21 protein-coding genes are annotated in these 23468 nt (G+C 75.2%); 14 read left to right on the top strand and 7 right to left on the bottom strand.

The annotated features are described in order from the left end of the window. Positions 1 to 6: 6 nt before the first annotated feature. The 7 genes from ABZ793_RS15885 (at position 7) to ABZ793_RS15855 (ending at position 7865) form a co-directional block, all read left to right on the top strand. A complete protein-coding gene (locus tag ABZ793_RS15885) occupies positions 7 to 750 on the top strand; it encodes an ABC transporter ATP-binding protein (RefSeq protein ID WP_357457389.1) in 744 nt (247 codons plus the stop codon). Then, positions 747 to 1532 (top strand): ABC transporter ATP-binding protein, encoded by a 786-nt coding sequence (locus ABZ793_RS15880; protein WP_357457387.1) that lies wholly within the window; start codon positions 747 to 749, stop codon positions 1530 to 1532. The genes ABZ793_RS15885 and ABZ793_RS15880 overlap by 4 nt, the downstream gene beginning before the upstream one ends. After that, positions 1532 to 2422: a branched-chain amino acid ABC transporter permease gene (locus ABZ793_RS15875; protein WP_350707141.1), complete on the top strand. Its 891-nt coding sequence runs from the start codon at positions 1532 to 1534 to the stop codon at positions 2420 to 2422. The genes ABZ793_RS15880 and ABZ793_RS15875 overlap by 1 nt, the downstream gene beginning before the upstream one ends. Then, positions 2419 to 3546: a branched-chain amino acid ABC transporter permease gene (locus tag ABZ793_RS15870; RefSeq protein WP_357457385.1), complete on the top strand. Its 1128-nt coding sequence runs from the start codon at positions 2419 to 2421 to the stop codon at positions 3544 to 3546. Before ABZ793_RS15875 ends, ABZ793_RS15870 begins: the two co-directional genes overlap by 4 nt. A gap of 117 nt (positions 3547 to 3663) precedes the next feature. Beyond that, positions 3664 to 4410, top strand: a complete 747-nt coding sequence (locus ABZ793_RS15865) for an SDR family oxidoreductase (protein ID WP_357457383.1) — start codon at positions 3664 to 3666, stop codon at positions 4408 to 4410. 113 nt (positions 4411 to 4523) lie between these two features. Continuing rightward, on the top strand, positions 4524 to 6677 hold the full coding sequence (locus tag ABZ793_RS15860; RefSeq protein WP_357457381.1) for a DEAD/DEAH box helicase: 2154 nt from the start codon (positions 4524 to 4526) through the stop codon (positions 6675 to 6677). A gap of 246 nt (positions 6678 to 6923) precedes the next feature. Beyond that, entirely contained in the window at positions 6924 to 7865 is a 942-nt protein-coding gene (locus tag ABZ793_RS15855) for a hypothetical protein (protein ID WP_357457592.1), read from the top strand. Between the two features lie 136 nt (positions 7866 to 8001). Here the strand turns inward: ABZ793_RS15855 and ABZ793_RS15850 are convergent, their stop codons facing one another. The 3 genes from ABZ793_RS15850 to ABZ793_RS15840 form a co-directional block, all read right to left on the bottom strand. Further along, positions 8002 to 8418 carry a helix-turn-helix domain-containing protein gene (locus ABZ793_RS15850; protein WP_091627481.1) on the bottom strand — a complete coding sequence of 139 codons (417 nt, stop codon included), beginning with the start codon at positions 8416 to 8418 and terminating at the stop codon, positions 8002 to 8004. Between the two features lie 241 nt (positions 8419 to 8659). Then, the gene (locus ABZ793_RS15845; protein ID WP_357457379.1) at positions 8660 to 9832 is read right to left on the bottom strand and encodes an SAM-dependent methyltransferase; all 1173 of its coding nucleotides are present in this window, start codon (positions 9830 to 9832) and stop codon (positions 8660 to 8662) included. A 219-nt stretch (positions 9833 to 10051) separates the two neighbouring features. Further along, positions 10052 to 11701: a DEAD/DEAH box helicase gene (locus ABZ793_RS15840; RefSeq protein ID WP_357457377.1), complete on the bottom strand. Its 1650-nt coding sequence runs from the start codon at positions 11699 to 11701 to the stop codon at positions 10052 to 10054. 316 nt (positions 11702 to 12017) lie between these two features. On the opposite strand from ABZ793_RS15840, the gene ABZ793_RS15835 reads away from it, so the two are divergent. Beyond that, complete coding sequence (locus tag ABZ793_RS15835) at positions 12018 to 12764, top strand: ferritin-like fold-containing protein (protein ID WP_357457375.1); 747 nt, start codon at positions 12018 to 12020, stop codon at positions 12762 to 12764. Between the two features lie 161 nt (positions 12765 to 12925). Here ABZ793_RS15835 and ABZ793_RS15830 read toward each other — a convergent pair whose 3' ends face one another. Next, the gene (locus ABZ793_RS15830; RefSeq protein ID WP_350684773.1) at positions 12926 to 13153 is read right to left on the bottom strand and encodes a DUF3107 domain-containing protein; all 228 of its coding nucleotides are present in this window, start codon (positions 13151 to 13153) and stop codon (positions 12926 to 12928) included. 65 nt (positions 13154 to 13218) lie between these two features. Next, complete coding sequence (locus ABZ793_RS15825) at positions 13219 to 13857, bottom strand: TetR/AcrR family transcriptional regulator (protein ID WP_357457372.1); 639 nt, start codon at positions 13855 to 13857, stop codon at positions 13219 to 13221. 1118 nt (positions 13858 to 14975) lie between these two features. On the opposite strand from ABZ793_RS15825, the gene ABZ793_RS15820 reads away from it, so the two are divergent. The 6 genes from ABZ793_RS15820 (at position 14976) to ABZ793_RS15795 (ending at position 22374) form a co-directional block, all read left to right on the top strand. Beyond that, a complete protein-coding gene (locus ABZ793_RS15820) occupies positions 14976 to 17021 on the top strand; it encodes a hypothetical protein (RefSeq protein WP_357457590.1) in 2046 nt (681 codons plus the stop codon). A gap of 134 nt (positions 17022 to 17155) precedes the next feature. Then, positions 17156 to 18130 carry an alpha/beta hydrolase gene (locus ABZ793_RS15815; RefSeq protein ID WP_357457370.1) on the top strand — a complete coding sequence of 325 codons (975 nt, stop codon included), beginning with the start codon at positions 17156 to 17158 and terminating at the stop codon, positions 18128 to 18130. Between the two features lie 5 nt (positions 18131 to 18135). Beyond that, positions 18136 to 19095: a DUF3152 domain-containing protein gene (locus ABZ793_RS15810; RefSeq protein ID WP_357457368.1), complete on the top strand. Its 960-nt coding sequence runs from the start codon at positions 18136 to 18138 to the stop codon at positions 19093 to 19095. A 128-nt stretch (positions 19096 to 19223) separates the two neighbouring features. Then, a complete protein-coding gene (locus tag ABZ793_RS15805) occupies positions 19224 to 20069 on the top strand; it encodes a DUF3152 domain-containing protein (protein ID WP_357457366.1) in 846 nt (281 codons plus the stop codon). Positions 20070 to 20178: 109 nt separating this feature from the next. After that, a complete protein-coding gene (gene moeZ, locus ABZ793_RS15800; RefSeq protein WP_350707166.1) occupies positions 20179 to 21360 on the top strand; it encodes an adenylyltransferase/sulfurtransferase MoeZ in 1182 nt (393 codons plus the stop codon). 180 nt (positions 21361 to 21540) lie between these two features. After that, complete coding sequence (locus tag ABZ793_RS15795) at positions 21541 to 22374, top strand: prenyltransferase/squalene oxidase repeat-containing protein (protein WP_357457588.1); 834 nt, start codon at positions 21541 to 21543, stop codon at positions 22372 to 22374. Here the strand turns inward: ABZ793_RS15795 and ABZ793_RS15790 are convergent. Beyond that, positions 22358 to 22873, bottom strand: coding sequence for an SUKH-4 family immunity protein (locus ABZ793_RS15790; protein ID WP_357457364.1), 516 nt, complete (start codon positions 22871 to 22873; stop codon positions 22358 to 22360). The two genes, ABZ793_RS15795 and ABZ793_RS15790, sit on opposite strands and share 17 nt — an antisense overlap. Before the next feature lie 29 nt (positions 22874 to 22902). Further along, the coding region (locus tag ABZ793_RS15785; RefSeq protein ID WP_357457362.1) for a hypothetical protein at positions 22903 to 23468 on the bottom strand (566 nt) is incomplete at its 5' end.

Here is a 23468-nt window from a genome sequence, read left to right as displayed (position 1 = left end):
CAACAGATGCTCGCCACCCGCGGTCTGACCTGGCGGATCGGTGAGGTCGCCATCGTCGACAGCGTCTACCTCGACCTGGCGCCCGGGGAGTTCCTCGGCGTCATCGGGCCGAACGGCGCCGGCAAGACCTCACTGTTCAACCTGATCACCGGCGTACGCCGGGCCACGGAAGGTCGGATCACCCTCGACGGGGAGGACATCGGCTCCCTCCCGCCGCACCGGCGGGCCCGCCTCGGGCTCGGCCGTACCTTCCAGGCATCCTCGGTCTTCGGTTCGCTCAGCGTGCGGGAGAACGTCCGGCTCGCCGTGCAGGCGCACCGCGGGGGCTCGATGAAGCTGTGGCGGCGGGCGGCGGCCGACCGTGAGGTCGCCGCCGCCGCCGACGCGGCGCTCGACCGGGTCGGCCTCGCCCACCGGGGCGAGGCCCTCGCCGGCACCCTCGCCCACGGCGAGAAGCGGAAGCTGGAGATCGCCCTGCTGCTCGCCGGGGAGCCCCGCGTCATGCTGCTCGACGAGCCGATGGCGGGCGTCAGTGCCGAGGACGTGCCCGAACTCGTCTCGGTGATCCGCTCGCTGACCGGCGACAGCGGCCGGTCGGTGCTCATGGTCGAGCACCACATGGACGTCATCCTGGAGCTGGCCGACCGGATCGCCGTGATGCACCACGGCGCGCTGCTCGCCTGCGACACCCCGGAGACGGTGATGGCCAACCCCACCGTGCAAGAGGCCTACCTGGGGGAGTCGCTATGAGCAGTGAACCGATTCTCAGCGTGGAGAACCTGTCGGTCCGGATCGCCGGACTGCACATCCTCCAGGGGGTGTCCTTCACGGTCGCCCCGACCGGCGTCACGGTCCTGCTCGGGCGCAACGGCGTCGGCAAGACGACCACGCTGCGCGCGATCGTCGGCCTCACGCCGCGTGGCGGCGAGGTCCGGGGCGCGATCCGGATGGGCGCGCAGAGCCTGCTGGCCCGGCCGACCCACCGGCTGATCCGCGGCGGGCTCGGCTACGTGCCGGAGGACCGCTGCGTGTTCGCCGGGCTCACCGTCACGGAGAACCTGCGGCTCGCCGAACGCCGGGGCACCACCCCGGCGTACGACAAGGTCTACGCCCTCTTCCCCGAGCTGGACCGGCGCGGACGGCAACGCGCCGGCTCGCTCTCCGGCGGGCAGCAGCAGATGCTCGCGATCGGCCGCGTGCTGCTCAACGACAACCGGCTGCTGCTGATCGACGAGCCGACCAAGGGCCTGGCGCCGAAGGTGGTGACCGAGGTGGCCGAGGTGCTGGAGCGGGTCGCCGAGTCCGTGCCGGTGCTGCTGGTCGAGCAGAACCTGGCGGTGGTCCGGCGGCTCGCCCGGGACGCGGTCGTGCTGGCCGCCGGGCAGGTCGCCTGGACCGGCGACGCCCAGGAGCTGCTGCTGGAGACCGCCCTGACCAAGTCGTTGCTGGGCGTGGGCTCGGCTGAGGGGCACGCGCCGAGCGCGAGGAGTGAGCTTGCGAGCCCCGCAGGCGCGAGGAAGGACCAGCACTGATGGACACCGTCATCCTGTTGGCGCTGACCGGGCTCGGCCTGGCGGCGCTCTACTTCCTGGTCGCCAGCGGGCTCTCCCTGGTCTTCGGCCTCGCCGACGTGCTCAACTTCGCGCACGGCGTCTTCCTCGGCGTCGGCGCGTACGGGACCTGGTGGGCGGCGCACAACCTGCCCGGCGCCGGCTCGGACGGCTTCGGCTTCGTGGTCGCCGTCGCCTTCGGGGTGGCCGCCGGCACGCTGGTGGCGATGCTGGTCGAGCTGGTGCTGATCCGGCCGCTCTACTCCCGCACCATCGAGCAGGTGCTGGTCACCGTCGGCCTCTCGCTGGCCGGCGTGGCCCTGCTCCAGGCCACCTGGGGCGCGGACGCCCGGCCGTTCCCGCGCCCCGAGTGGACCCGGCAGGTCACCTCGATCCTCGGCGCGAACGTGCCCAACGGCGGCCTGCTGCTGATCATCGCCGCGGTGCTGGTGCTCGGCGCGATCCTCGCCTTCCTCCGCTGGACCCGCTACGGCCTCATCATCCGGGCCGGCGTCGAGAACCGGGAGATGGTCACCGCGCTCGGCATCGACGTGCGCAAGGCGTTCACCCTCGTCTTCGCCATCGGCGGGGCGGCGGCGGCGCTGGCCGGCGCGCTCGGCGGCGTCTACTTCGGCACCGTCTCGCCCGGCCAGGGCAGCTCGCTGCTGATCTTCGCGTTCATCGTGGTGGTCATCGGCGGGATGGGCTCGGTGGTCGGCTCCGCGTACGCGGCCGTCGCCGTCGGGCTGACGCAACAGTTCGTCAACTACTACGGCACCTCCGGGCTGGGCGACATCTGCGTGGTCGCGCTGCTGGCCGTGGTGCTGCTGCTGCGCCCGCAGGGCATCGCCGGAAAGGTGGCAACGGCATGACCGAGGTCAAGAGCCCCGAGGTCCCGGCTCCGCCCGCCGCGGTGCCCGACGAGCTGGACCCGCGCCGGGGACGCTGGCACGGGCTGCGCCCGTTCCTGCCGCTGGTCGCGCTGGTGGTCGCGCTGATCCTGCCGTACTCCACGCTGCACCTGCCGGGCATCTTCGAGGGGGCGCTCAACTCCCCGGGCACCCTGCAACTGCTCGCCGTCTGCCTGGTCTTCGGCGGCCTGGCCGCCGGGTACGACCTGCTGTTCGGCCGCACCGGAATGCTCTCCTTCGGGCACGCCCTCTACTTCGCCGCCGGCGTCTACGGCACCGACATCCTGATCACCAAGGCGGGGCTGCCGCTGTGGCAGGCGGCGCTGCTGGCGATCACCGGCGGGTCGATCCTCGCCGCGCTCCTCGGCGCGGTGGCGCTGCGCACCGTCGGCATCGCGTTCGCCATGGTGACGCTGGCCTTCGCCCAGGTCGGGGCGATCCTGGTGGCCCGCGACTTCGGCGGGCTGACCGGTGGCGAGGAGGGGCTGCCGCTGGACGTCTCCGGGCTGCCGCAGGGGCTGGTCGGCGTCACCAACACGGTCAACCTCTACTGGCTGGCGCTGGCGTACCTGGTCGTGGTGGTCTTCGTGGTGCACCGGGTCTCCGGCTCGCCGACGGGGCGGGTGCTCGCCGGCCTGCGCGACGACGAGCGGCGCATCGGGGTGCTCGGGCTCGACCCGTACCGGTTCAAGCTGGTGGCGTTCACCCTGGCGGGTGGGCTGGCGGCGGCCGGCGGCGTGGTCTACGTCCTGATCGTCGGCGGCGCCTCGCCGCACATCACCTCCTCCGAGTGGACGCTGGCGCTGCTGGTCATGGTGGTGCTCGGCGGGCCGGGCACCCGGTGGGGCCCGGTGATCGGCGGCATCCTCTACATGTACCTGGACCACCGCCTGGTCGCGTTCGGCACCTCCGACGCGGTGGAGGCGCTGCCCGGGTTCCTGAGCCGCCCGCTGTCGCAGCCGCTGTTCGTGCTCGGCACGGTCTTCATCCTGGCCGTCTACTTCTTCCCCGGCGGCCTGGCCAGCCTCGCCCCCCGCGTGGCACTCCTGCGCCACTCGCTCCGCAGGCCGTCCCGTCCGTCCTGACCCGGCCCGGGCCGGACAGACCCCGTTGATCATGAGGTTGTTGTCGCGAAACGCCGTTGACGGTGACACTAACTTCATGATCGACGGGGTCTCGGTCGTGGGGAGGAGCGGTGCGGGATGGGTGAGCGGTTGGCGGTGGTGAGTGGCGGGGGGACCGGGATCGGGGCGGCGGTCGCGCGGGCGCTCGCGGCGGACGGGTGCGACGTCCTGATCGTGGGGCGGCGGGCGGACGTGCTGCTCGCCACGGCCGAGCGGGTGAACGCCGAGTGCGGTCGTCCCGGGGCTGCGCAGGCGGTCAGCGCCGACCTGACCGATCCGGAGCAGCTCGGCGGGGTGGTCGAGGCGGTCGCCGGGCGGCCGGTCGACGTGGTGGTCAACAACGCCGGGGGCTACCTGGGCGGGGACACGAGCACCCTCGCCGGCACCGCCGCGCACTGGCGGACCAATCTGGACGCCAACGTGCTCACTGCTGTGCTGCTCACCGAGGCGCTGCGGCCGGCCCTGCGCCGACCGGGTGGCCGGGTCATCCTGGTCAGCTCGATCGCCGCCCAACGGGGCGGAGGCGGGGCGTACTCGGCGGCGAAGGCGGCGCTGCACGGCTGGGCGTACGACCTGGCCGGGCAGCTCGGCCCGGAACAGATCACGGTCAACGTGGTGAGCCCCGGCTACGTGGCGGAGACGGAGTTCTTCGGCGACCGGATGACTCCGGAGGGGCACGCGAAGCGGGTGGCGGCGACGCTGGTCGGGCGGGCCGGCGTACCGGATGACATCGCCGAGGCCGTCCGGTACCTGGCCGGTCCGGCCGCCGGCTACGTCACCGGCCAGGTACTCGGCGTCAATGGCGGCTCCGTCCTCGGGCGCTGACGTCGACGCCTTCCCCGGCCCCCGCCCCGGGGGCGACCGCCACCGGCCGGATCGTGACCGGAACCTCCGGCGTGAACCGGGGCGCGGTCGTCCGGCGCTGGTAGAAATGCCGGATGAGCCAGGATCGGACGGCGGTACGGGAGCGGGCCGAGGCGGTGCTGCGGCGGTTGGCCGGCGAGCACGCCCGGCTCCGCGAGGACCAGTGGCGGGCGATCGAGGCGCTGGTGGTCGACCGGCGCCGGGTGCTCTGCGTGCAGCGCACCGGGTGGGGCAAGTCGGCCGTCTACTTCGTGGCCACCGCCCTGCTGCGGGGCCGCGACCATGATGCCGCCGCCGGGCAGGGCGACGGGGGCGGCACCGGCCCGACCGTGATCGTCTCGCCGCTGCTGGCGCTGATGCGCAACCAGGTCGAGTCGGCGGCCCGCGCCGGCATCCGGGCCCGCACGATCAACTCGGCCAACCTCGACGAGTGGGACGAGATCACCGCCGAGATCCACGCCGGGGCCGTCGACGTGCTGCTGATCAGCCCCGAGCGGCTCAACAACCCGGACTTCCGGGACACGGTGCTGCCGAAGTTGGCCGCCACCACCGGCCTGCTGGTGGTCGACGAGGCGCACTGCGTCTCCGACTGGGGGCACGACTTCCGGCCGGACTACCGCCGGCTGCGTACGTTCCTCGGCAACCTGCCCGAGCGGACCCCGGTGCTCGCCACCACGGCCACCGCCAACGCCCGGGTCACCGCCGACGTCGCCGAGCAACTGGGCGACGCCCTCGTGCTGCGTGGCAGCCTGGACCGGGAGTCGCTGCGCCTCGGCGTGCTCGACCTGCCGACCCCGGCGCACCGGCTGGCCTGGCTCGCCGACCACCTGGACCGGCTGCCCGGCTCGGGCATCGTCTACACGCTCACCGTCGCCGCGGCGGGGGAGACCGCCGAGTTCCTCCGCTCCCGGGGCTACGCGGTCGCCTCCTACACCGGCCAGGCCGAGGACGCCGACCGGCGCGCCGCCGAGCAGGACCTGCTCGACAACAAGATCAAGGCGCTGGTCGCCACGAGCGCCCTGGGCATGGGCTTCGACAAGCCCGACCTGGGCTTCGTGGTGCACCTCGGCGCACCGGCCTCACCCATCGCGTACTACCAGCAGGTCGGTCGTGCCGGCCGGGCCGTCGCCCACGCCGAGGTGCTGCTGCTGCCCGGCGTCGAGGACGCCGCGATCTGGCGCTACTTCGCGTCGCTGGCCTTCCCGCCGGAGGAGCAGGTCCGCGCGGTCCTGGCCGCCCTGCACACCGACCGCCCGCTCTCCACGCAGGCCCTCGAACCGATCGTCGACCTGCGTCGGGCCCGGCTGGAGCTGATGCTCAAGGTGCTCGACGTCGACGGCGCGGTCCGCCGGGTGCGCGGCGGCTGGCTCGCCACCGGCGAGCCCTGGGTCTACGACGAGGCCCGGTTGCGCCGCGTCGCCCAGGCGCGCACCGCCGAGCAGCAGGCCATGCGGGAGTACGCGACCACGCCCGACTGCCGGCTGCGTTACCTGCGCGAGTGCCTGGACGACGCCGGGGCGACCGACTGCGGCCGGTGCGACCGCTGCGCCGGCCCGCTGTTCACGCCCGAGGTGTCCGACGTCGCGCTGGCCGCCGCGCAGACCTTCCTCGGCCGCCCCGGCGTGGAGATCGCGCCGAAGAAGCTCTGGCCGACCGGGCTGGAGGCGGTGGGCGTACCGCTCAAGGGGCGGATCGCCCCGGCGGAGCAGGCACTGCCGGGGCGTGCGGTGGGGCGGCTGTCCGACCTGGGGTGGGGCGGCCGGCTGCGCGACCTGGTGGCGCCGGAGGCGCCCGACGTCGCCGTCCCCGACGACGTGGCCGCCGCCGTGGTCGAGGTGCTGAAGGCGTGGGCGCACGGGGACGACCCGTGGCCACGCCGCCCGGTCGGCGTGGTCGCGGTCGGCTCGCGCAGCAGGCCCCGGCTGGTCGGCTCGCTCGCCGAGCGGATCGCCGCCGTCGGCCGGCTGCCGATGCTCGGCCGGGTGACGGCGGCCGGCCCGGCCGGCGGCGGGGGCCCGCGTGGCAACAGCGCCCAGCGGGTACGCGCGCTGCACGGTGCCTTCACCGTGCCGGAGGACCTGGCCGACACCCTCGCCGGCCTCGACGGACCGGTGCTCCTCGTCGACGACCTGGTCGACTCGGGTTGGACGATGACGATGGTCGCCCGGGAGCTGCGCCGGGCCGGCGCCCCCGACGTGCTGCCCCTTGCCCTGGCGGTGGCCGGCTGAGCCGTGCGTCCGCGTCGCGGACCCGGCCGGGACGTTCCCGGGCGGGCGGGATTGCGACCGCCGCCACGCCGTGTCGCCGGCGGGACGGCGCGACTGTGACGGAGGGTAGCGTGAGCGACATGACCGATCAGCAGCCCGGGCGTGAGCGGGAGGGCAGCGTTGCCTGAGCAGGCGTCGGCCGTGCCGGACCAGGGATCGACGGTGCGTGAGCAGACCTCGGCGGGGCCGGACCAGCCCCCGGTCGGGATGGATCAGTCCCCGGTCGGGCCGGAGCAGGTGTCGGCCGTGCCGGACCGGAGCACGCTCCGGCTGGCTCTGGTCGTCGGCGGTCTGGTGCTCGCGGTGCTGCTCGGTTTCGGTCTCGGCCGGCTCAACGGCGGTGGCCCGGCAGGGTCGGTGGGGCGGGACAGCGCCCTGGCCGACCACGCCCACGCGCCCGGGACGGGCGCGCACGAGCACGGCGCCGACCAGGACGCGGCAGCGGAGGCGGCGGGTCTCTCGGTCACCTCGGCCGGCTACACGCTCGCCCCCGTGGCGTCGTCGTTCACCGCCGGCCGGCCGGGCGAGCTGCGCTTCCAGGTGCGCGACGCGCAGCGCCGCCCGGTGACACGGTTCGCCGTCGTGCACGACAGGCCGATGCACCTGATCGTGGTACGCCGCGACCTGACCGGCTACCAGCACCTGCACCCGACCATGGCCGTCGACGGCACGTGGTCGGTGCCGCTGACCCTGCCGCAGCCGGGCGTCTGGCGCGCGTACGCCGACTTCACCGCGCTCGCCGACGACGGTCGGCAGACGGCGGTGACGCTCGGGGTCGACCTGGTCGCGCCCGGCGGCTACCAGCCGCGGCCGTTGCCGGCGCCGGCCACCTCGGCCACGGTCGACGGGTTCACCGTGGGCTACCAGGGCACGCCGCAGGCGGGCCTGACCGTCCCGCTGACCTTCCGCTTCGGCTCGGCCGCCGGCGGCACCCCGACGCTGGAGCGTTACCTCGGCGCGTACGGCCACCTGGTCGCGTTGCGCGAGGGCGACCTGGGCTACCTGCACGTCCACCCGGAGCCGCAGGCGGTCGACGGGGCGGTGACGTTCTGGGTGACCACGCCCGGCCCGGGCCGGTACCGGCTCTACCTCGACTTCCAGGTCGGCGGCGTGGTGCGGACCGCCGAGTTCACCCTGACCGTGCCCTGACCCCCCGACGGCCGGCCCCCTCGTCGCGCCGCCGGCCGCAGTCGTCATCGCCGCCGGCGCTGCGGATGGCGGCTCGGGCGGCGCTGCGGGTGGTGCCTCGGCCCGCGGTGCGGGTGGCGGCGGTGCGGTTGGCGGCTCAGCCGGCGCGCCGGATCGGGCGGCGGGCCAGGTAGCGCAGCAGGTCGCGGATGTGGTGCTTCTCCTCGGCCGGCACGGTCGGATCGGCCAGCCGTTGCAGGATCACCCGGACGTCCGCCTCGACCGGGCCGTCGTCGACGCGCCGACGGGGCGCGGGGCCGGCGTCGGGCAGGCCGAGCGCACGGAAAGCGGCCGCGACCGGCAGGTCCAGCGCGGCGCAGAAACCCCGCACCTTGGCGAGTTCGGGGTAGTCCTGCCAGTCCCCCGCGAGCCAGCGGAACACGGTGGAGCGACCGACGCCGGTGTGGGACGCCAGGTCCGTCACGGTCCACCCGCGTTCCTCGCGGGCGTCGTCGATGGCGCGCCGCACGAAGCGTGCGAAGGCCATCTGCGGCGATACCTCTACCGAACCCATCCCTGCGGGTCTTCCCTCCCGACCGGCACCCGGCGGTGCGCCTCCGAGGGTAGTACGGAAAGGTATGGAAACAATTGACTGACCGACCAGACCGTCCCGTGGGCGGGACTTTTTCGCCGGAACAATGACGCGAATCACCCGGGACCGAGCGATGGTTGTCGCTTCTCAACCAAGCTGCGAGCGGCTGGGGCGCCTTGGGCACCGGCGCGCCCGCGCGGGACCGGGGCCGCGATCGACCGCGCTAGCGTGCTGACGCGCCGGCGTCCGGGGTGGTTGCGGGGAGCAGCGTCGCCAGCCGTGGGGTGACGTTCCACTGGCCGACCAGGTCCCGGTACTCCGCCCGCTGGCCGTCCGTCGGGGCGGTGCCGGTGCGCCGGGCCCGGATGAGCAGGTTGCGCGGGGTGTGCCGGGAGTCGACGAACTCCACGACCTCGGCCCGGTAGCCGTGCAGCCGGAGCAGCCCGGCCCGCAGCGCGTCGGTGAGGACGTCCGCGAAGCGCTCGCGCAGGATGCCCTGCCGGGTCAGCAGGTCGTACGGCGCGGGGGCCGGATTGGCGCGCAGCTGGGCGGCGACGTCGTGGTGGCAGCACGGCGCGGCGAGCACCCAGCGGGCCCGCCAGCGCACCGCCCGAGCCAACGCCTCGTCGGTGGCGGTGTCGCAGGCGTGCAGCGCCAGCACCAGGTCGGGGGCGGGCTCCACGACGGCGTCGGCGATCGTGCCGGCCACGAAGCTGACCCGCTCGGCCCAGCCGAGCCGCTCGGCCAGCTCGGTGTTGCGGCGGCGCTGGTCCTCCCGGACGTCCACGCCGACCAGTTCGACGTCGAGCCCCCGCCGCGCCAGCCACCGGTACGCGGCGAAGGTCAGGTACGCGTTGCCGCACCCCAGGTCGACGACGCGCAGCGGCCCCGTCAGGTCGTCGGGGAGGGTCGCCGCCAGCGCCCGCAGGAACGCGTCGACCTGCCGGCGTTTGGCCGCCGAGCCCCCGATCGCCGCGAAGATCGGGTCCCCCGGGTCGAGCAGGTACTCCTTCGCCCGGTCGTGCCCGCCCGGCTCGGCGACCGGCCGGGCCGCGGCGGCCCGGTGCACCTGCGCCTCGCCCGACTTGGTCACCCGCAGCTGCAGCGTCGCGTCGGCGGTCTCCACGTGCCAGTTGCCGAACGGCTCGGCCAGCAGCGCGTCCACCGCCGCGTCCGCCTCCGGGCCGGGGGCGACGTTGCGGGTGTACGGCCGGGAGCCGTCGGAGGTGGAGATCTGCAGCCGGGGACCGGCCTTCAGCGCGACCGGCCGCAGTTCGGCGCGGACCATCGAGGGGCGGTGCCCGCGTCGACGTCCGGCGGCCACCGCCCGGGTCAGCGCGGGGTCGAGCAGCAGCGCCCGGACCTCGGTCAGGGCGGCATCCAGCGGTTCGGGCATTGCTCCATCTTCCTCGTCGTCGTCGGCGCACCGCCGGGCGGCCCGACCGCTTCGGGCGCGCGATCCTGCCGACGTGCCGCGTGGCGCCAGACCATGCGCGGTGGGCGGGTAGGGGCCGGTCGCGTTCGGTCGCCCGGTCGCGCGGGCCTTCATCCGGTCACGACGGCGACATCCCCGCACCGGGGACCGGTACGGGGATGTCGGGTGTCGTGCTCGGGGTCAGTCGGCGATCGCCTCGGCCGGCGTACCGGCGGCGGAGCCACCGCCACCACGACGGCGCCGGCGGCGGCGCGGCTTCGGGGCCTCGCCCGCGGCGGCGGGGGCGTCGGCAGCCTCGGTGGTGATCACCGCGGTCGGCTCGCCCGAGACGGTCTCGCCGGCGCGGCGACGCCGGCGGCGACGCGGGGTGCGGGTGCCCTCCTCGGCGGCCTCGGCCGGCGCGTCGGCGTCCGGCCCGCCGGTGTCCCCGGTGGCGCGGCCCTGGCGGCGCTCGCCGCGACCGCGACCGTCGCCGCGCCGGGAGCCCCGGCCCTCGCCCCGGCGGGACCGGCCGCCGCCCAGGTCCTCCTCCACCTCGGCCGCCAGGCCGGCGCGGGTGCGCTCGGCCGTCGGCAGGGTGCCGGTGATCTCGGTGGAGATGTGCAGGTCGGTGTAGAGGTGCGGGGACGTGTGGTACGTCTCCGGCGGCTCCGGCATCTCCAGGCCCAGCGTCTTGTCGATGATCCGCCAGCGGGGCATGTCGTCCCAGTCGACGAAGGTCACCGCGACCCCGCTCGCCCCGGCCCGGCCGGTGCGACCGATCCGGTGGGTGTAGGTGTCCTGGTCCTCGGGGCAGTCGTAGTTGATCACGTGCGTGACACCGCTGACGTCGATGCCCCGGGCGGCGACGTCGGTGGCGACCAGGGTGTCGATCTTGCCCGCCCGGAACGCCCGCAGTGCCCGCTCGCGCGCGCCCTGCCCGAGGTCGCCGTGCACGGCGGCGACGGCGAAGCCCCGGAAGTCGAGGTCCTCGGCGACCCGGTCGGCGGCCCGCTTGGTGCGGGTGAAGATCATGGTCAGCCCGCGACCCTCGGCCTGCAGGATGCGGGCCACGATCTCGATCTTGTTCATCGAGTGGGTGCGGTAGGCCAGCTGCTCGGTCTGCGGCGACGGCCCCGTCTCGGCGGTGTGACCCGCGTGGATCGTCACCGGGTGGCGCAGGAAGCGCCGGGAGAGGGTGACGATCGGGTCGGGCATGGTCGCCGAGAAGAGCATCGTCTGCCGGTCCTCCGGCAGCATCGCGAGGATCCGCTCGACGTCGTCGAGGAAGCCCAGGTCGAGCATCCGGTCGGCCTCGTCGAGGACCAGCGCGTGCACCCGGTCCAGGCGCAGGTGCTTCTGCTTGGCCAGGTCCAGCAGGCGGCCGGGGGTGCCGACCAGGATCTCCACGCCCTTGCGCAGCGCGTCGACCTGCGGCTCGTAGGCCACACCGCCGTAGATCGGCAGCACCCGGACGCCCCGCGTCCGGCCCGCGGCGGCGAGGTCCTTGGCGACCTGGATGCCCAGCTCGCGGGTGGGCACGACGACCAGCGCCTGCGGCACGCCGTCGCCGCCCTCCTCGGGCGCGAAGACGCGCTCCAGCAGCGGTACGCCGAAGCCGAGGGTCTTGCCGGTGCCGGTGGGCGCCTGGCCGATCAGGTCGGTGCCACGCAGCGCGATCGGGAGCGCGTACTCCTGGATGGCGAACGCGCGGGTGATGCCGGCCGCGGCCAGCGCGTCGACGGTCTCCTGACGCGCGCCCAGCTCGGCGAAGGTGGGTGCCTCCGGACGCACCGGAGCGGTGGCGGCCAGCTCCTGGCCGTCCATGAGTTCTTGGGTCAGCTCGCTCATATGGATTTGGGGGTGCCCTCTCGTGGGTGCGCCCCGTCATGTCCTCAGGGCGCGATCGGTTTGGCGCGGGCCACACGGTCGGCGGCAGAACGCCTGGCCGGACCGGGCCGCACGCGCGCCGTGGAGTCGGACTTCGATCGGACCGACCGGTCTGTTGGACCGGCCTGGCCAGCTCGGCGCCCACGGCAACTGCTCCATGTTACCTGAACAGCACGCCGGCCGTCCTGATTCCTGGCGCAGGTGGCGCGCACGGGGGCGTCAGGTGTGACCTGCGCCACTCCCCCCGGGGTGTGCGGGCGGGCGGTAGCCTGCGCTCGTGCCCGACCCCGACCAGACCGGCCCTGCCGTCCCGGACCCGCCCGGCCCTGCCGTTTCGGCTCTGTCGGCCCACGTCGTCCCGGACCTGCCCGACCCTGCCGTCCCGGACCCGCCCGACCCTGCCGTCCCGGATCTGCTCGGACTGGTCGCGTTCGGCGAACTGCTCGCCTTCGAGCGGATGGCCGTCGACGCCCGGCTCGCCCCCGACCTGCGCCGCCGGGCGGCCCTGAGCGAGATGGCCGCCGCCGAGATCGCCAACTACCGTCGACTGGCCGACCGGCTGGCCGCGCTCGGCGTGCTCCCCGACGACGCGATGGCGCCGTACGTCGCGCCGCTGCAGGCGTACCACGACTCGACCGAGCCGCGGGACTGGGCGGAGGCGGTGACCAAGGCGTACGTGGGCGACGCCATCACCGACGACTTCATCCGGGAGATCGCCGCGGCCCTGGCCGAGCCGGACCGCCGGCTCGTCCTCGACGTGGTGCACGACTCCGCGTACGCCGACTTCGCCGTCGCCGAGATCCGGGCCGCCATCGCGGCGGACCCGAAGGTGGCCGGCCGGCTCTCGATGTGGGCGCGGCGGCTGGTCGGGGAGGCCCTGTCGCAGGCCGGTCGGGTCGCCGCCGACCGGGGCGCGCTGACCGCCCTCATCGCCGGTAGCGACCGGGTGGACGTGCAGGGACTTTTCCGGCGGCTGACCGCCGCGCACACCACGCGGATGGCCGCCGCCGGGCTGAACAACTGACGCGCGGGCGAACTCCACCGCGACTGGCGCCAGGAAGCCTGCCGCTCGATGACCGACGCACCGGCACACGGAGTGCCGGACGAGCCGGCGTGCCGGGCCGGGTCGGGTCGGCGGGGTCCGCGACGGGCGACGTCGTCACCCGTCGCGGGCTGCCGACCGGGTCAGCGGACGGTGAAACCGACCGCCCGCGGCGACGCCTCGGCGATCTCGACGTAGGCGACCTTGTTGACCGGCACGATCACCCGCCGGCCCTTCTCGTCGGTCAGGGAGAGGGTGCCCTCGTCCTTGGTCATGGCGTCGGTCACGATCTGCTCGATCTCGGCCGGCGACTGCGCGCTCTCCAGCACCAGCTCGCGGGGCGCGTACTGCACGCCGATCTTGACCTCCACAGTGCCTCCTCGTTCGGGCGAAAGAGCCGCCGAGGGGAAGGCTATCCGATCTCGCGCCCCGATGCTCAGGCTGACTCACCTTGCAGCGGGAAGCTGGCGATGCCCCGCCAGGAGAGCGCGGCGACCAACGCCTCCGCCTCCGCCTTGGGCACCTGCCGGCCGCCGGCCAGCCAGAACTGCGCGGCGGTCTCGGCCGCCCCGACCAGGCCGGAGGCGAGCAGCTCGGCGTGCGCCCGACTGACCCCGGTGTCGGAGATGATGGTGTCGGTGATGGCCGCGATGCAGCCCTGCTCGACCCGCTCGACGCGCTGCCGCACCGCCGGGTCGTTGCGCAGGTCGGACTCGAAGACGAGGCGGAACGCCTCGCTCTCGTGGTCGACGAAGTCGAAGTACGCGCGCACCGACGCGCTGACCCGCTCCTTGTTGTCATTGGTGCCGCGCATGGCCTCGTCGACCTTCGCGAGGATCGCGTCGCAGTGCGTGTCCAGCAGCGCGAGGTAGAGGTCCATCTTGCCGGGGAAGTGCTGGTAGAGCACGGGCTTGGAGACTCCCGCCCGTTCGGCGATGTCGTCCATCGCCGCCGCGTGGTAGCCCTGGGCGACGAACACCTCCTGAGCGGCGGCGAGCAGTTGCTTGCGGCGCGCCGAACGGGGCAGGCGGGTGGGCCGGCCGGCTGTCTGTGCACCGTTCCCCACAGCGGTCATGGGAACCTCCGAGTTTCTTCGTACGAGCCGGCATTTCACCCGAACCGGTCTGGGCTCAGGGCCCGTCGCGGAATTGGCCCGCCGCTGTAACTTATCGCCACTGTCACCACACGGTAGCCTCAGCGGGGGCGACCAAGGAGCGCGCGGTGAGTGAAACAGGGCAACCCGGTGCCGCCACCCCGGGAGAGCACGGCGACGGGACGGGTCAGCAGGACGACCTGGGCCGGGCCGGCAGCGGGTGGGCGCCCTCGGCGGCCGGATGGTCCCGGGGCCAGGAGATCTCCGGGGCCCGCGAGCAGGCCTCGGCGTGGGGTCCGCCCGACCCGGGTCTCGGCTGGGCCGCCTCCTCACCCCGGCACGGCGACCTGCCGTCGCCGCTGCCTGGTCCGCCGGCCGCACCCGAGCCGCCGGCCCGGGCCAACGGTCACCACGTCAACGGCGTCAGCCACGCCGACGACGCGCCGGTCGGCCGCCAGGCTCCGGTGAGCGCCCCGCCCGGCATCCTCGGCGAGCAGCGCCGCGACCCGGGAGGCGACCGGCTGGTGGTGCCCGCGCAGCGGCCGGCGCCCACGGCCGATCAGCCGTCGGACCCGCAGCACGGGCTCGCCGAGCCCGAGACCGGCCCCGCCCGGCACTCCTCCGCGGACCCGTCGGCCGGCCGTCAGCCGCGCTGGGCCGAACCCGGCCCGCCGACCTCGGCCCCGCCGGCCATGCAGGTCCCGCCCGTCGGCACGGCGGCCAGCGGCTTCGAGGTGCCGCCCGGCTTCCACGCGCCGACCGTCGACCGCTCCGCCGCCGAGGAGCCCTCCCCGGCCGCCGGTGCCCCCGGCTGGGCCGACTCCTTCCCGCCGGAGCCGCCGTCCCCCGCCCCCCGCCCGTTCCCGCCGGCCGGCGAGCGCCCGCCCGCGCCCGAGGCCTCGGCGGGCGACCGGCCGGCGACCGGTGACCGGCTCTCCGGCGTCGACCGCGCGCTCGGCGCGGAGCGCCCCTTCCGGCAGGAGTACGGATCCGACCCCGACCGTGGCCCGGTCGCCGGGCAGGACCCCGCGCCGGCCCCCGCCGAGCAGGCCGGCACCTCGGGTGCCACCGGCCCCGACCGCGGGCCGGGCGTCGAGCAGGTGGCCGCGGAGCACGCGCCGGGCGCCGACCGTGGGCCCGGTGCCGGCCGGGAACCGGGCGACTCCCGCGCGTCGGCCGCCGAATGGCCACCGGCGACCGAGCCGGACTGGTCAGGCCCGAACTGGAACCGACCGAGCTGGGGCGGCGGCTGGGCACCCCCCTGGTCCCGTGAGGAGAGCGAGCCGGCCGGCCGGGCCTGGGACGAGCCCGCCACCACCGGCCGCCGGTCCCGCACGGAGGACGAGCCGGTCGGCCGCCGGGCGCGCGAGGAGGACGAGCCCGTGGGCCGCCGGTCCCGGGAGGACCGGGCACCAGGCTGGGCCGCCGAGCCGCACCGACCCTACGAGCCGCCGCACGCCGAGCCGTCCGGCCGGCCCTACGAGCCGCCGCACGCCGAGCCGGGCCGCCCCTACGAGGTCGGCCGGACCGAGTCCGCGTCGCGCCCGGCGTACGAGCCGCCGGCCGATCCCGCCGACCGGGCGGCGTCGCCCGCGGCCGACCGGTCCATCCCGGTCCCGGCCGAGCGACCCGCCTGGGCGGGCGGGGGGCCGTCGGGCGCGCCCGCGAGCGCGCCCCCGGCTGCGTACGACCTGGCCGGCCCGGTGGAGGGCACCACTCCTGCGCCGGCCGGGGACGAGACCGCGGGCCGGACGGCCCGGCCGTTCCGGCTCCGGTCGGTGAGCGAGGAGCGACCCCCGGAGGCGTCGAACGGCCCGCAGGCCGCCTCCGGTCCCGCCGCCGCGGCCGCCACGGGCGGGCCCGGGCGACGTGACCGCACCCCGTCCGCGCCCGCCCCGACGAGCGCGCCTCCCTACGCGGCCCGCCGATCCGCCCCCGAACCGGCGTCGACGGCCGAGCCGGCCGGCGACGACCGCCTCCCGGACCACCCGTCGGCGGTGTTGCCGCAGCGCGTCCCCGCCGAACCGGACGTGCCCGTCGTGCCGGAGCCGCCAGCCGTGGAGCCACCCGCCGAAACCCCGGAACTCGCCCGCATCGCCACCCACCTGCGCCGCGACGACGAGCCCGCACCGCTGCGGGAGCGGCCGGAGGGCTTCGACGTCAACGCGATCCTCGACGCCGTACGCGGGGTGGCCGGCGTTCGCGACGCGGCCCTGCGCCGCACCCCGGCCGGCGCGCACAGCCTGCGGCTCGACCTGGCCGACGGGGCCGACCCGGCCGAGGTGAGCCGGCTGGTCGCCCGCCTGCTCCAGGAGCGGATGGGGCTCGCCGCCGCCCCGCGGAACGTGCCCGGCATGCCGGCCGCCCCGGTGCGCCGCCGGTCGGCCGAGCCGCGCGCCGCCGAGACCAGGTCGCCGGGCTCCGTCGGGCCGCGGAGCGCCGAGCCGCCGGCCGCCGAGACCCGGGTGCCCGGCAGCCGCGCGGCCGGCAGCCCGACCGAGGTCCCGCAGGCCCGCACCGAGCAGCGCCCCGAGGCGGCGCCGGAGCCCCCGCGCCGGCGCCGGCAGTCCGCCGCCCCGCACCGGGGCCGGGCCACCGTGGAGGAGCCGGGCTCGGTCTCGGCCGCCCCGGCCGGGACCCCCACCGGCAGCCCGGCGACCGCCGGCACGTCGTACTCCGGCGGGCAGGTGACCACGACGGAGTCCGCGCCGTCCAGGCCGTTGGACACCGGCGGCGCGGCCGGTCCCCGGGTGGTGATCGACCACGTCCAGGTGAGCACCTTCGGGCTCGACGCCACCGTGGAGGTGCGCCTCGTCGCCGGCGGGGAGAGCGCCGCCGGCTACTCGACGGGACCGGCGGTCGACGGGTACGTGCTGCGGCTCTGCGCGGTGGCCGCCGCGGCGGCGGTGGACGAGCTGCTCCGCGGCGGGGACCCCGGGCCGGAGCGGGGCCGCTGCTTCGTGGAGCACGCCGCGGTGGTGCCGTTCGGCAACTGCGAGGTGGCCACGGTCGTGGTGCTGCTCGTCTGCGACGGCTGGGTCGAGCAGCTGGTCGGCTCCGCGCTGGTCGCCGGCGATCCCCGGCAGGCGGTCGTCCGGGCCACCCTGGCCGCGGTCAACCGCCGGATCGAGGCGCTGCTGGCCTGAGCGCGGGGGTGTGGTCCGACGCGCCGGGGGAGCGGTGCGGGCCGCTCGCGGCAGGCGTGGTCCGGACGCTGCCGAGCGCCGCAGGCGCGGTTCGACGCGCTGCCGGGCGGCGCGGGCACGGGCAGACTGGAGGGATGAAGCGCGCCACCCTCTGGCCGGACCATCTCCTCCCCGAGCACTCCGTCCCGCCGCCCTGGCCGGGGCGCGAGGTGCGCCTCGACGGCACCGTGACGTACGTCCGGGACACCCCGGCCACCGCCCCCGGCGCGGAGCCGGCGCTCTACGTGCACGGCCTGGGCGGCTCGTCGCAGAACTGGACCGACCTGGCCGGTCTGCTCGCCGACCGCCTCGACGGGCAGGCCATCGACCTGCCCGGGTTCGGCCGCAGCGAGCCGGGGCGCCGCTACACCATCCCGGCCTTCACGGAGCGGGTGATCCGCTGGATCGAGCACTCCGGCCGGGGGCCGGTGCACCTGTTCGGGAACTCGCTGGGCGGGGCGATCTCGGTGCAGGTGGCGGGGCTGCGGCCGGACCTGGTCCGGACCCTGACCCTGATCTCGCCGGCTCTGCCGTTCCTCGACTTCCGGCGCTCGTTGCAGGGTCGGATGCTGCCGCTGCTGGCGATCCCCCGGGGCGAGCGCCTGGCCGCCCGGCAGCTGGCCAAGCTCGCCCCCGAGGTGATGGCCCAGCAGGTCATGGAGGCGTGCATCGGCGACCTGAGCCGGATCAGCGAGCAGCGCCGGCAGGAGGCGCTGGAGGAGATCCGGGTGCGCTACGAGGCCGAGCACTACGCCGCCGCGTACGTCCGGACGTTCCGCGGCCTGGTCTCCAGTTTCCTGCGGTCGTACCTGCCCGGGTCGGGGTCGCTGTGGCGGCTGGCCGGTGTGGTCCGGGCGCCCACGCTGGTCATCGGAGGGCGGCACGACCGGCTGGTGGACGTCCGGGTGGCGCCGCAGGCCGCGCGGGTCGTCCCGGACAGCCGCCTGCTGATGCTCGACGGCGTCGGGCACGTGGCGCAACTGGAGGTGCCGCGCCTGGTCGCCCGCGCCGTGCTGGGCCTGCTCGCCGAAACGGGGGACACCGCGAAGCGGTCCGACATGGCAGGCTGACCGGGATGTCCTCCGCCCACCGCCGCCCCGCCCCGCCCCCGACCCGGGGCCAGCGGGCCGCAGCCTCCGCCGGCGGGCGTCGGCACTCCACGGACCGGGCGGCGGCCGCCGCCCAGGGCCCGGACCTGTCCCGTCCCCGGCACCGCCGGCCGGCCCGCCGGCGTCGCCTCGTCGAGTTGGTCGCACTCCTCCTCGCGGTCGGCGCGGCGGTGGCGGTGGTCGCCGACCGGCGGGGTGCCGACGTCGACGCGGAGGTGCTCACCGCCGAGGAACTGGCTCCCGCACCGATGGTCGCGCCGGTGTCCGCCTCGCCGGTCCCGGCGTCGCCCGCCACCGTGGCCACCACGCCCCCGCCGCCGGTGCTGCGGCTGCCCGGGCCGGTGCCGTCGGCGGGCCGGGGCAGCTTCGGCTACGACGACCGGGTGCGCCCGGTGCTGGGGGAGGCCGGCAGGCTGCACCGCTACCGGGTCGCCGTGGAGTCGGGCTCCGACGAGGACGCGGGTGAGTTCGCGGCCGCCGTCGAGGAGGCGCTCACCGGGCCGGGGAGCTGGGTCGACGGCGGGCTGCGGTTGCAGCAGGTACGCGCGGACGCCCGGCACGACTTCACGGTCTACCTGGCCACCGCCGCCACGGCGGGCCGGATGTGCGCGGCGGGCGGGGTCGACATCCGGGTGGGCGGGCGGCCGTACACGTCGTGCCGGGCGCCCGGCAAGGTGATCATCAACCTGGACCGTTGGCGGCTGTCGGTGCCGCACTACGTGAGCGCCCGCGTGCCGCTCTCGGTCTACCGGACGTACGTGGTGAACCACGAGGTCGGGCACCAGTTGGGGCACCGGCACGAGCGCTGCCCGGGCAGGGGCCGCCCGGCGCCGGTGATGATGCAGCAGACGCTCTTCCTCAACGGCTGCGTCGCCAACCCCTGGCCGTACCGCGACGGTCGGCGTTACGCCGGGCCGCCGCTCTAGCCGCCGCCGAGCGGACAGCGGGGGCGGGAGCGCCCACCACCGGTGCCACCGTCGACGGCCGGGACTGGCCGTAGCCAAACTGCGGTAAAAGCGCGGAAATGCCCAGATTCGCGTGGGATGCTCAGGTCATGACGTCGTCGTCCCCTTGCGACCCGCCTGGTCCGCCGAGCCACCGTCCGTCGCCGCGATCCCTGTCCCGGGACCGCCGCCTGCCGGCCCTGCTCCGGGACCGGCGCGCCCTCGGGATCGGTCTGGCCCTGCTGCTCGCGGTGGCCGCCGTGGTGACGCTGGCCCCCCGGCCCGACGGGCAGGCCGGCGAGCCGCCCACGGGCGACCCGGGCCGGGCGGCGTACGGGGCGGCGGCGGGCGAGCACGAGCAGCGCCCCACCCGTTCCCCCTATCCGCGGGAGGGCACGGGCAGCTTCGACGCCGCGACCGGGGACTCCTCGGTGCGGGGCACCGCCGGGCCGGTCCGGCGCTACCGGGTGGCCGTGGAGTCGGGCACCGGCCAGGACGTCGCCGCCTTCGCCGCCACCGTCGACGAGGTGCTGGGCGACCCGCGCGGCTGGACCGCCTCGGAGGAGTTCCGGGTGCAGCGGGTGGCCGAGGCGGACGACGCCGACTTCACCGTCTACCTCGCCACCCCGGACACCTCGGAGCGGATGTGCGCGGAGGGCGGGCTGAGCACCGAGGGCTACACCTCCTGCCGGCTCCCCGGTCAGGTGATCATCAACCTTGCCCGCTGGCTGGAGGCCGTTCCCGACTACGGGGCGCCGCTGGAGATCTACCGCGCCTACGTGATCAACCACGAGGTGGGCCACGAGTTCGGCGGGGAACACCAGGCGTGCCCGGCCCCGGGCGAGCCGGCGCCGGTGATGCAACAGCAGACGTACGGACTGGACGGCTGCGTCGCCAACGCCTGGCCCTACGTCGACGGCTCGCGCTACGAGGGCAGGCTGGTCCCCGGGATCTGAATATTCCCGCTCCCGCAGTTCGGGCGACGTGTCCCTCCTCATGGCCGACCGGCCCCACGACGGGCGACAATGGCTCGGTTCGCCATCAGCCGATCCCGGGGAGTCCACCGTGTCGTTGCCCCCGCTCGTCGAGCCCGCCGCCGAGCTGACCGTTGACGAGATCCGTCGCTACTCGCGCCACCTGATCATTCCCGACGTCGGGGTCGAGGGGCAGAAGCGGCTGAAGAACGCCCGGGTGCTCTGCGTCGGCGCCGGCGGTCTCGGCTCGCCGGCCCTGATGTACCTGGCCGCCGCGGGCGTCGGCACCCTCGGCATCATCGACTTCGACACCGTCGACGAGTCCAACCTCCAGCGCCAGATCATCCACGGCGTCTCCGACGTCGGCCGCTCCAAGGCCGAGTCGGCCGCGGCGTCGATCCGGGAGATCAACCCGCTGGTCGACGTGGAGATCCACAACACCGCGCTGGACCGGGACAACGTCCGCGACATCTTCTCCCGGTACGACCTGATCGTCGACGGCACGGACAACTTCGCCACCCGCTACATGGTCAACGACGCGGCGGTGCTGCTCGGCAAGCCGTACGTCTGGGGGTCGATCTACCGCTTCGACGGCCAGGCGTCGGTGTTCTGGGCCGAGCACGGTCCCTGCTACCGCTGCCTCTACCCGGAGCCCCCGCCGCCCGGCATGGTCCCCTCCTGCGCCGAGGGCGGGGTGCTCGGCGTGCTCTGCGCGTCGATCGGCTCGATCCAGGTCAACGAGGCGATTAAGCTGCTCGCCGGCATCGGCGAGCCGCTGGTCGGCCGGCTGATGGTCTACGACGCCCTGGAGATGAGCTACCGCAAGATCAAGGTCCGCAAGGACCCGAACTGCGTGCTCTGCGGCGAGAACCCGACGGTCACCGACCTGCTGGAGGACTACGAGGACTTCTGCGGCGCGGTGTCGGTGGAGGCGCAGGAGGCGGTGGTCGACTCGACCATCACCGCGCTGGAGCTCAAGGAGTGGCAGGACGCCGGCAAGGACATCTTCCTCGTCGACGTCCGCGAGCCGGCCGAGTACGAGATCGTCCGGATCCCCGGCGCGACGCTGATCCCCAAGGGCGAGATCATCTCCGGCGAGGCGCTGGCCAACCTGCCGCAGGACCGGCAGATCGTGCTGCACTGCAAGTCCGGGGTCCGCTCGGCGGAGGCGCTCGCCGCGCTGAAGGCGGCCGGGTTCCGCGACGCCGTGCACGTGCAGGGCGGCGTGCTCTCCTGGATCAAGCAGATCGACCCGTCGCTGCCCGCGTACTGACCGGTCGCACCAGAGGCCCTTCCGCCCGTGCGGGAGGGCCTCTGTGCCGTGCCGCCAGCCCCGGCACCGGCCCGGTTCGCACGTCGCGCCGGTCGACGGTGGCTACCCGGTGGACCCGGCCGAGCCGTTTCCCGGAGGCGGGACCGACTTTTCGCAGGTAGCGTGTCCGCCGTGGTCGACATGGACGCCGCGATCGGCTTCGTCGTGGCGCACGGGGACGCGGTGGACCGCGCCCGTCTCTCCCGGTTGCGCACCGGCGCGCCGGCGCCGGTGGAGCTGCTCGACGAGGCCGAGGCCGGGCAGGCGCCCGGCGGTGGCTGGCCGGCGGTGCTCGGCGGCGAGGTCGCCTCGGTCGACGCGACCTGCTTCCGCCTCGCCGAGCTGGACGACCTCGGCGCGCTCGGCCGTCCTGCGGCCCGGCACGCGCTGGACTGGCTCGCCGCCCGGCAACTGCCCGACGGTGGCTGGGAGGAGGACCCGCGGCTGGCCGGCCTGGCTCCGGAGTGGGCCCGCCCCGGTGACCCGGAGGCCCGGTTCTACCTGACCGCCAACGCCGGCTACTGGCTGACCGTCGCCGGGCTCGACGCCCGGGCCGCCGGCCCGCTGGACCACCGGGTCGGTGGGGCGTACGCCGGGGTGGTGCAGGCGGCGGCGCACGCGCTGGCCACGGCGCTCGCCCCCGACGGCAGCTGGCCGTCCTTCCTGCCGGCCGGGTGGCTGAGCGCGGCGGTGCTGCACCGGCAGCAGATGTACGACGAGTCGGCGCGCATCCAGGCGGTGCTGGCCGAGCGGGTGCCGAAGATGTCCCCGGCCGACGTGGCGTGGCTGGCCGCCACGCTGCGCCGGGTCGAGGGGAACGAGGAGCAGTGGCTGTTCGCCGCCGCCCGCAGGCGGCTCGCCGAGACCCAGCGCAGCGACGGCGGCTGGGACAGCGACGACGGACACCAGTTCGACGTGCACACCACGCTGACCGCGATCCGGGCCTGCCGCCCGGCGGTCACTTCAGCTGGCTGATCACCAACGGCCACCAGCCGTCGGGGGTGAACGCGGCCGGGTCGATGCTCTCCAGCACCATCCGCAGTTCCTCCGCCCGTTCGGCGCGGCCCGGCTTGCCCTCGTCCGCCTCGACGAAGAGCGCGAACTGGTAGAGGAACTCGACGAAGGCGCGGAAGTTGCTGTTCACCGGCTGCACGTCCGGCTGCTCCAGGTCGCACTGGAGGATCTCCCCGGTGCGCGGGTCGAGCACGTAGAGCAGGTCGTTGTTGTCGGCCACCGCGCCGACCACGATCAGTCGGATGTCCAGCGAGCCGTCCTCGGTGGTCAGCTGGATGGTGTCGTACAGCTCGATGTCGCCTTCGAGGAAGGCGGTGAAGACCACCGCCACGTCGAGCGGGATCTCGTCGCCCTCGGGAAGCATCTCGGGGGTGAAACCCCCCTCCAGCCACGCCTCGCGCGGGTACGGGATGAGCTCTTCCTCGCTCCACAACGCGGTGAACCGCGGATCAGCTGCCATGACGGTCCTTCGCAGGGTCGGCGGGTGGGTCAGGAGGAGAGGCCGGCGGCGATCAGCAGCCGCCGCCAGTTGTCGGCGTACTCGCCGGCGTGCCGGCCCTTGCGCAGCCGCTGCTCGGCAGCGGCGGGACCGAAGACGACGGCCGTCAGCTCCGGGTAGCGGGGGCCGAGCACGTACTCGTCGAAGAACGTGGCGACGTCGGGGGCGATGACGGTGAACTCGACGTCCTCGTCGGGGTGCTCGTACTGGTAGACGTAGGCGCTGGACTCCATGTAGTAGACGTCCAGGTCTTCCCGGTCGAGGTAGATCGGGTCGCCGCCGCGGATCTCGGCGCGGAGGCCGGCGGGGACGCTGTCCATCTCGTAGCCGACGATCAGCGGGCTGCCCATCGGGTCGTTCGGGTTGACCTCGGCCTCCTCCCACGCCTGCGGGGTGAGGATCTCCTTCGGCGCGTGGAACCGGAAGTCGTCGCCCTCGATGCGCCGGAAGAGGCTGTAGACCTCGGCGACGCCGGGCAGGTCGGCGATCGGCTCCAGCGGCGCCGGTCCCTCGATGCGCACGCCGAAGCCGTGCTCGGCCTCCACCCGGGTGAGCA

This window comes from Micromonospora sp. NPDC047465 (assembly GCF_040643125.1).
Taxonomy (GTDB): domain Bacteria; phylum Actinomycetota; class Actinomycetes; order Mycobacteriales; family Micromonosporaceae; genus Micromonospora.
This window is presented reverse-complemented; position numbering and strand designations above follow the sequence as displayed.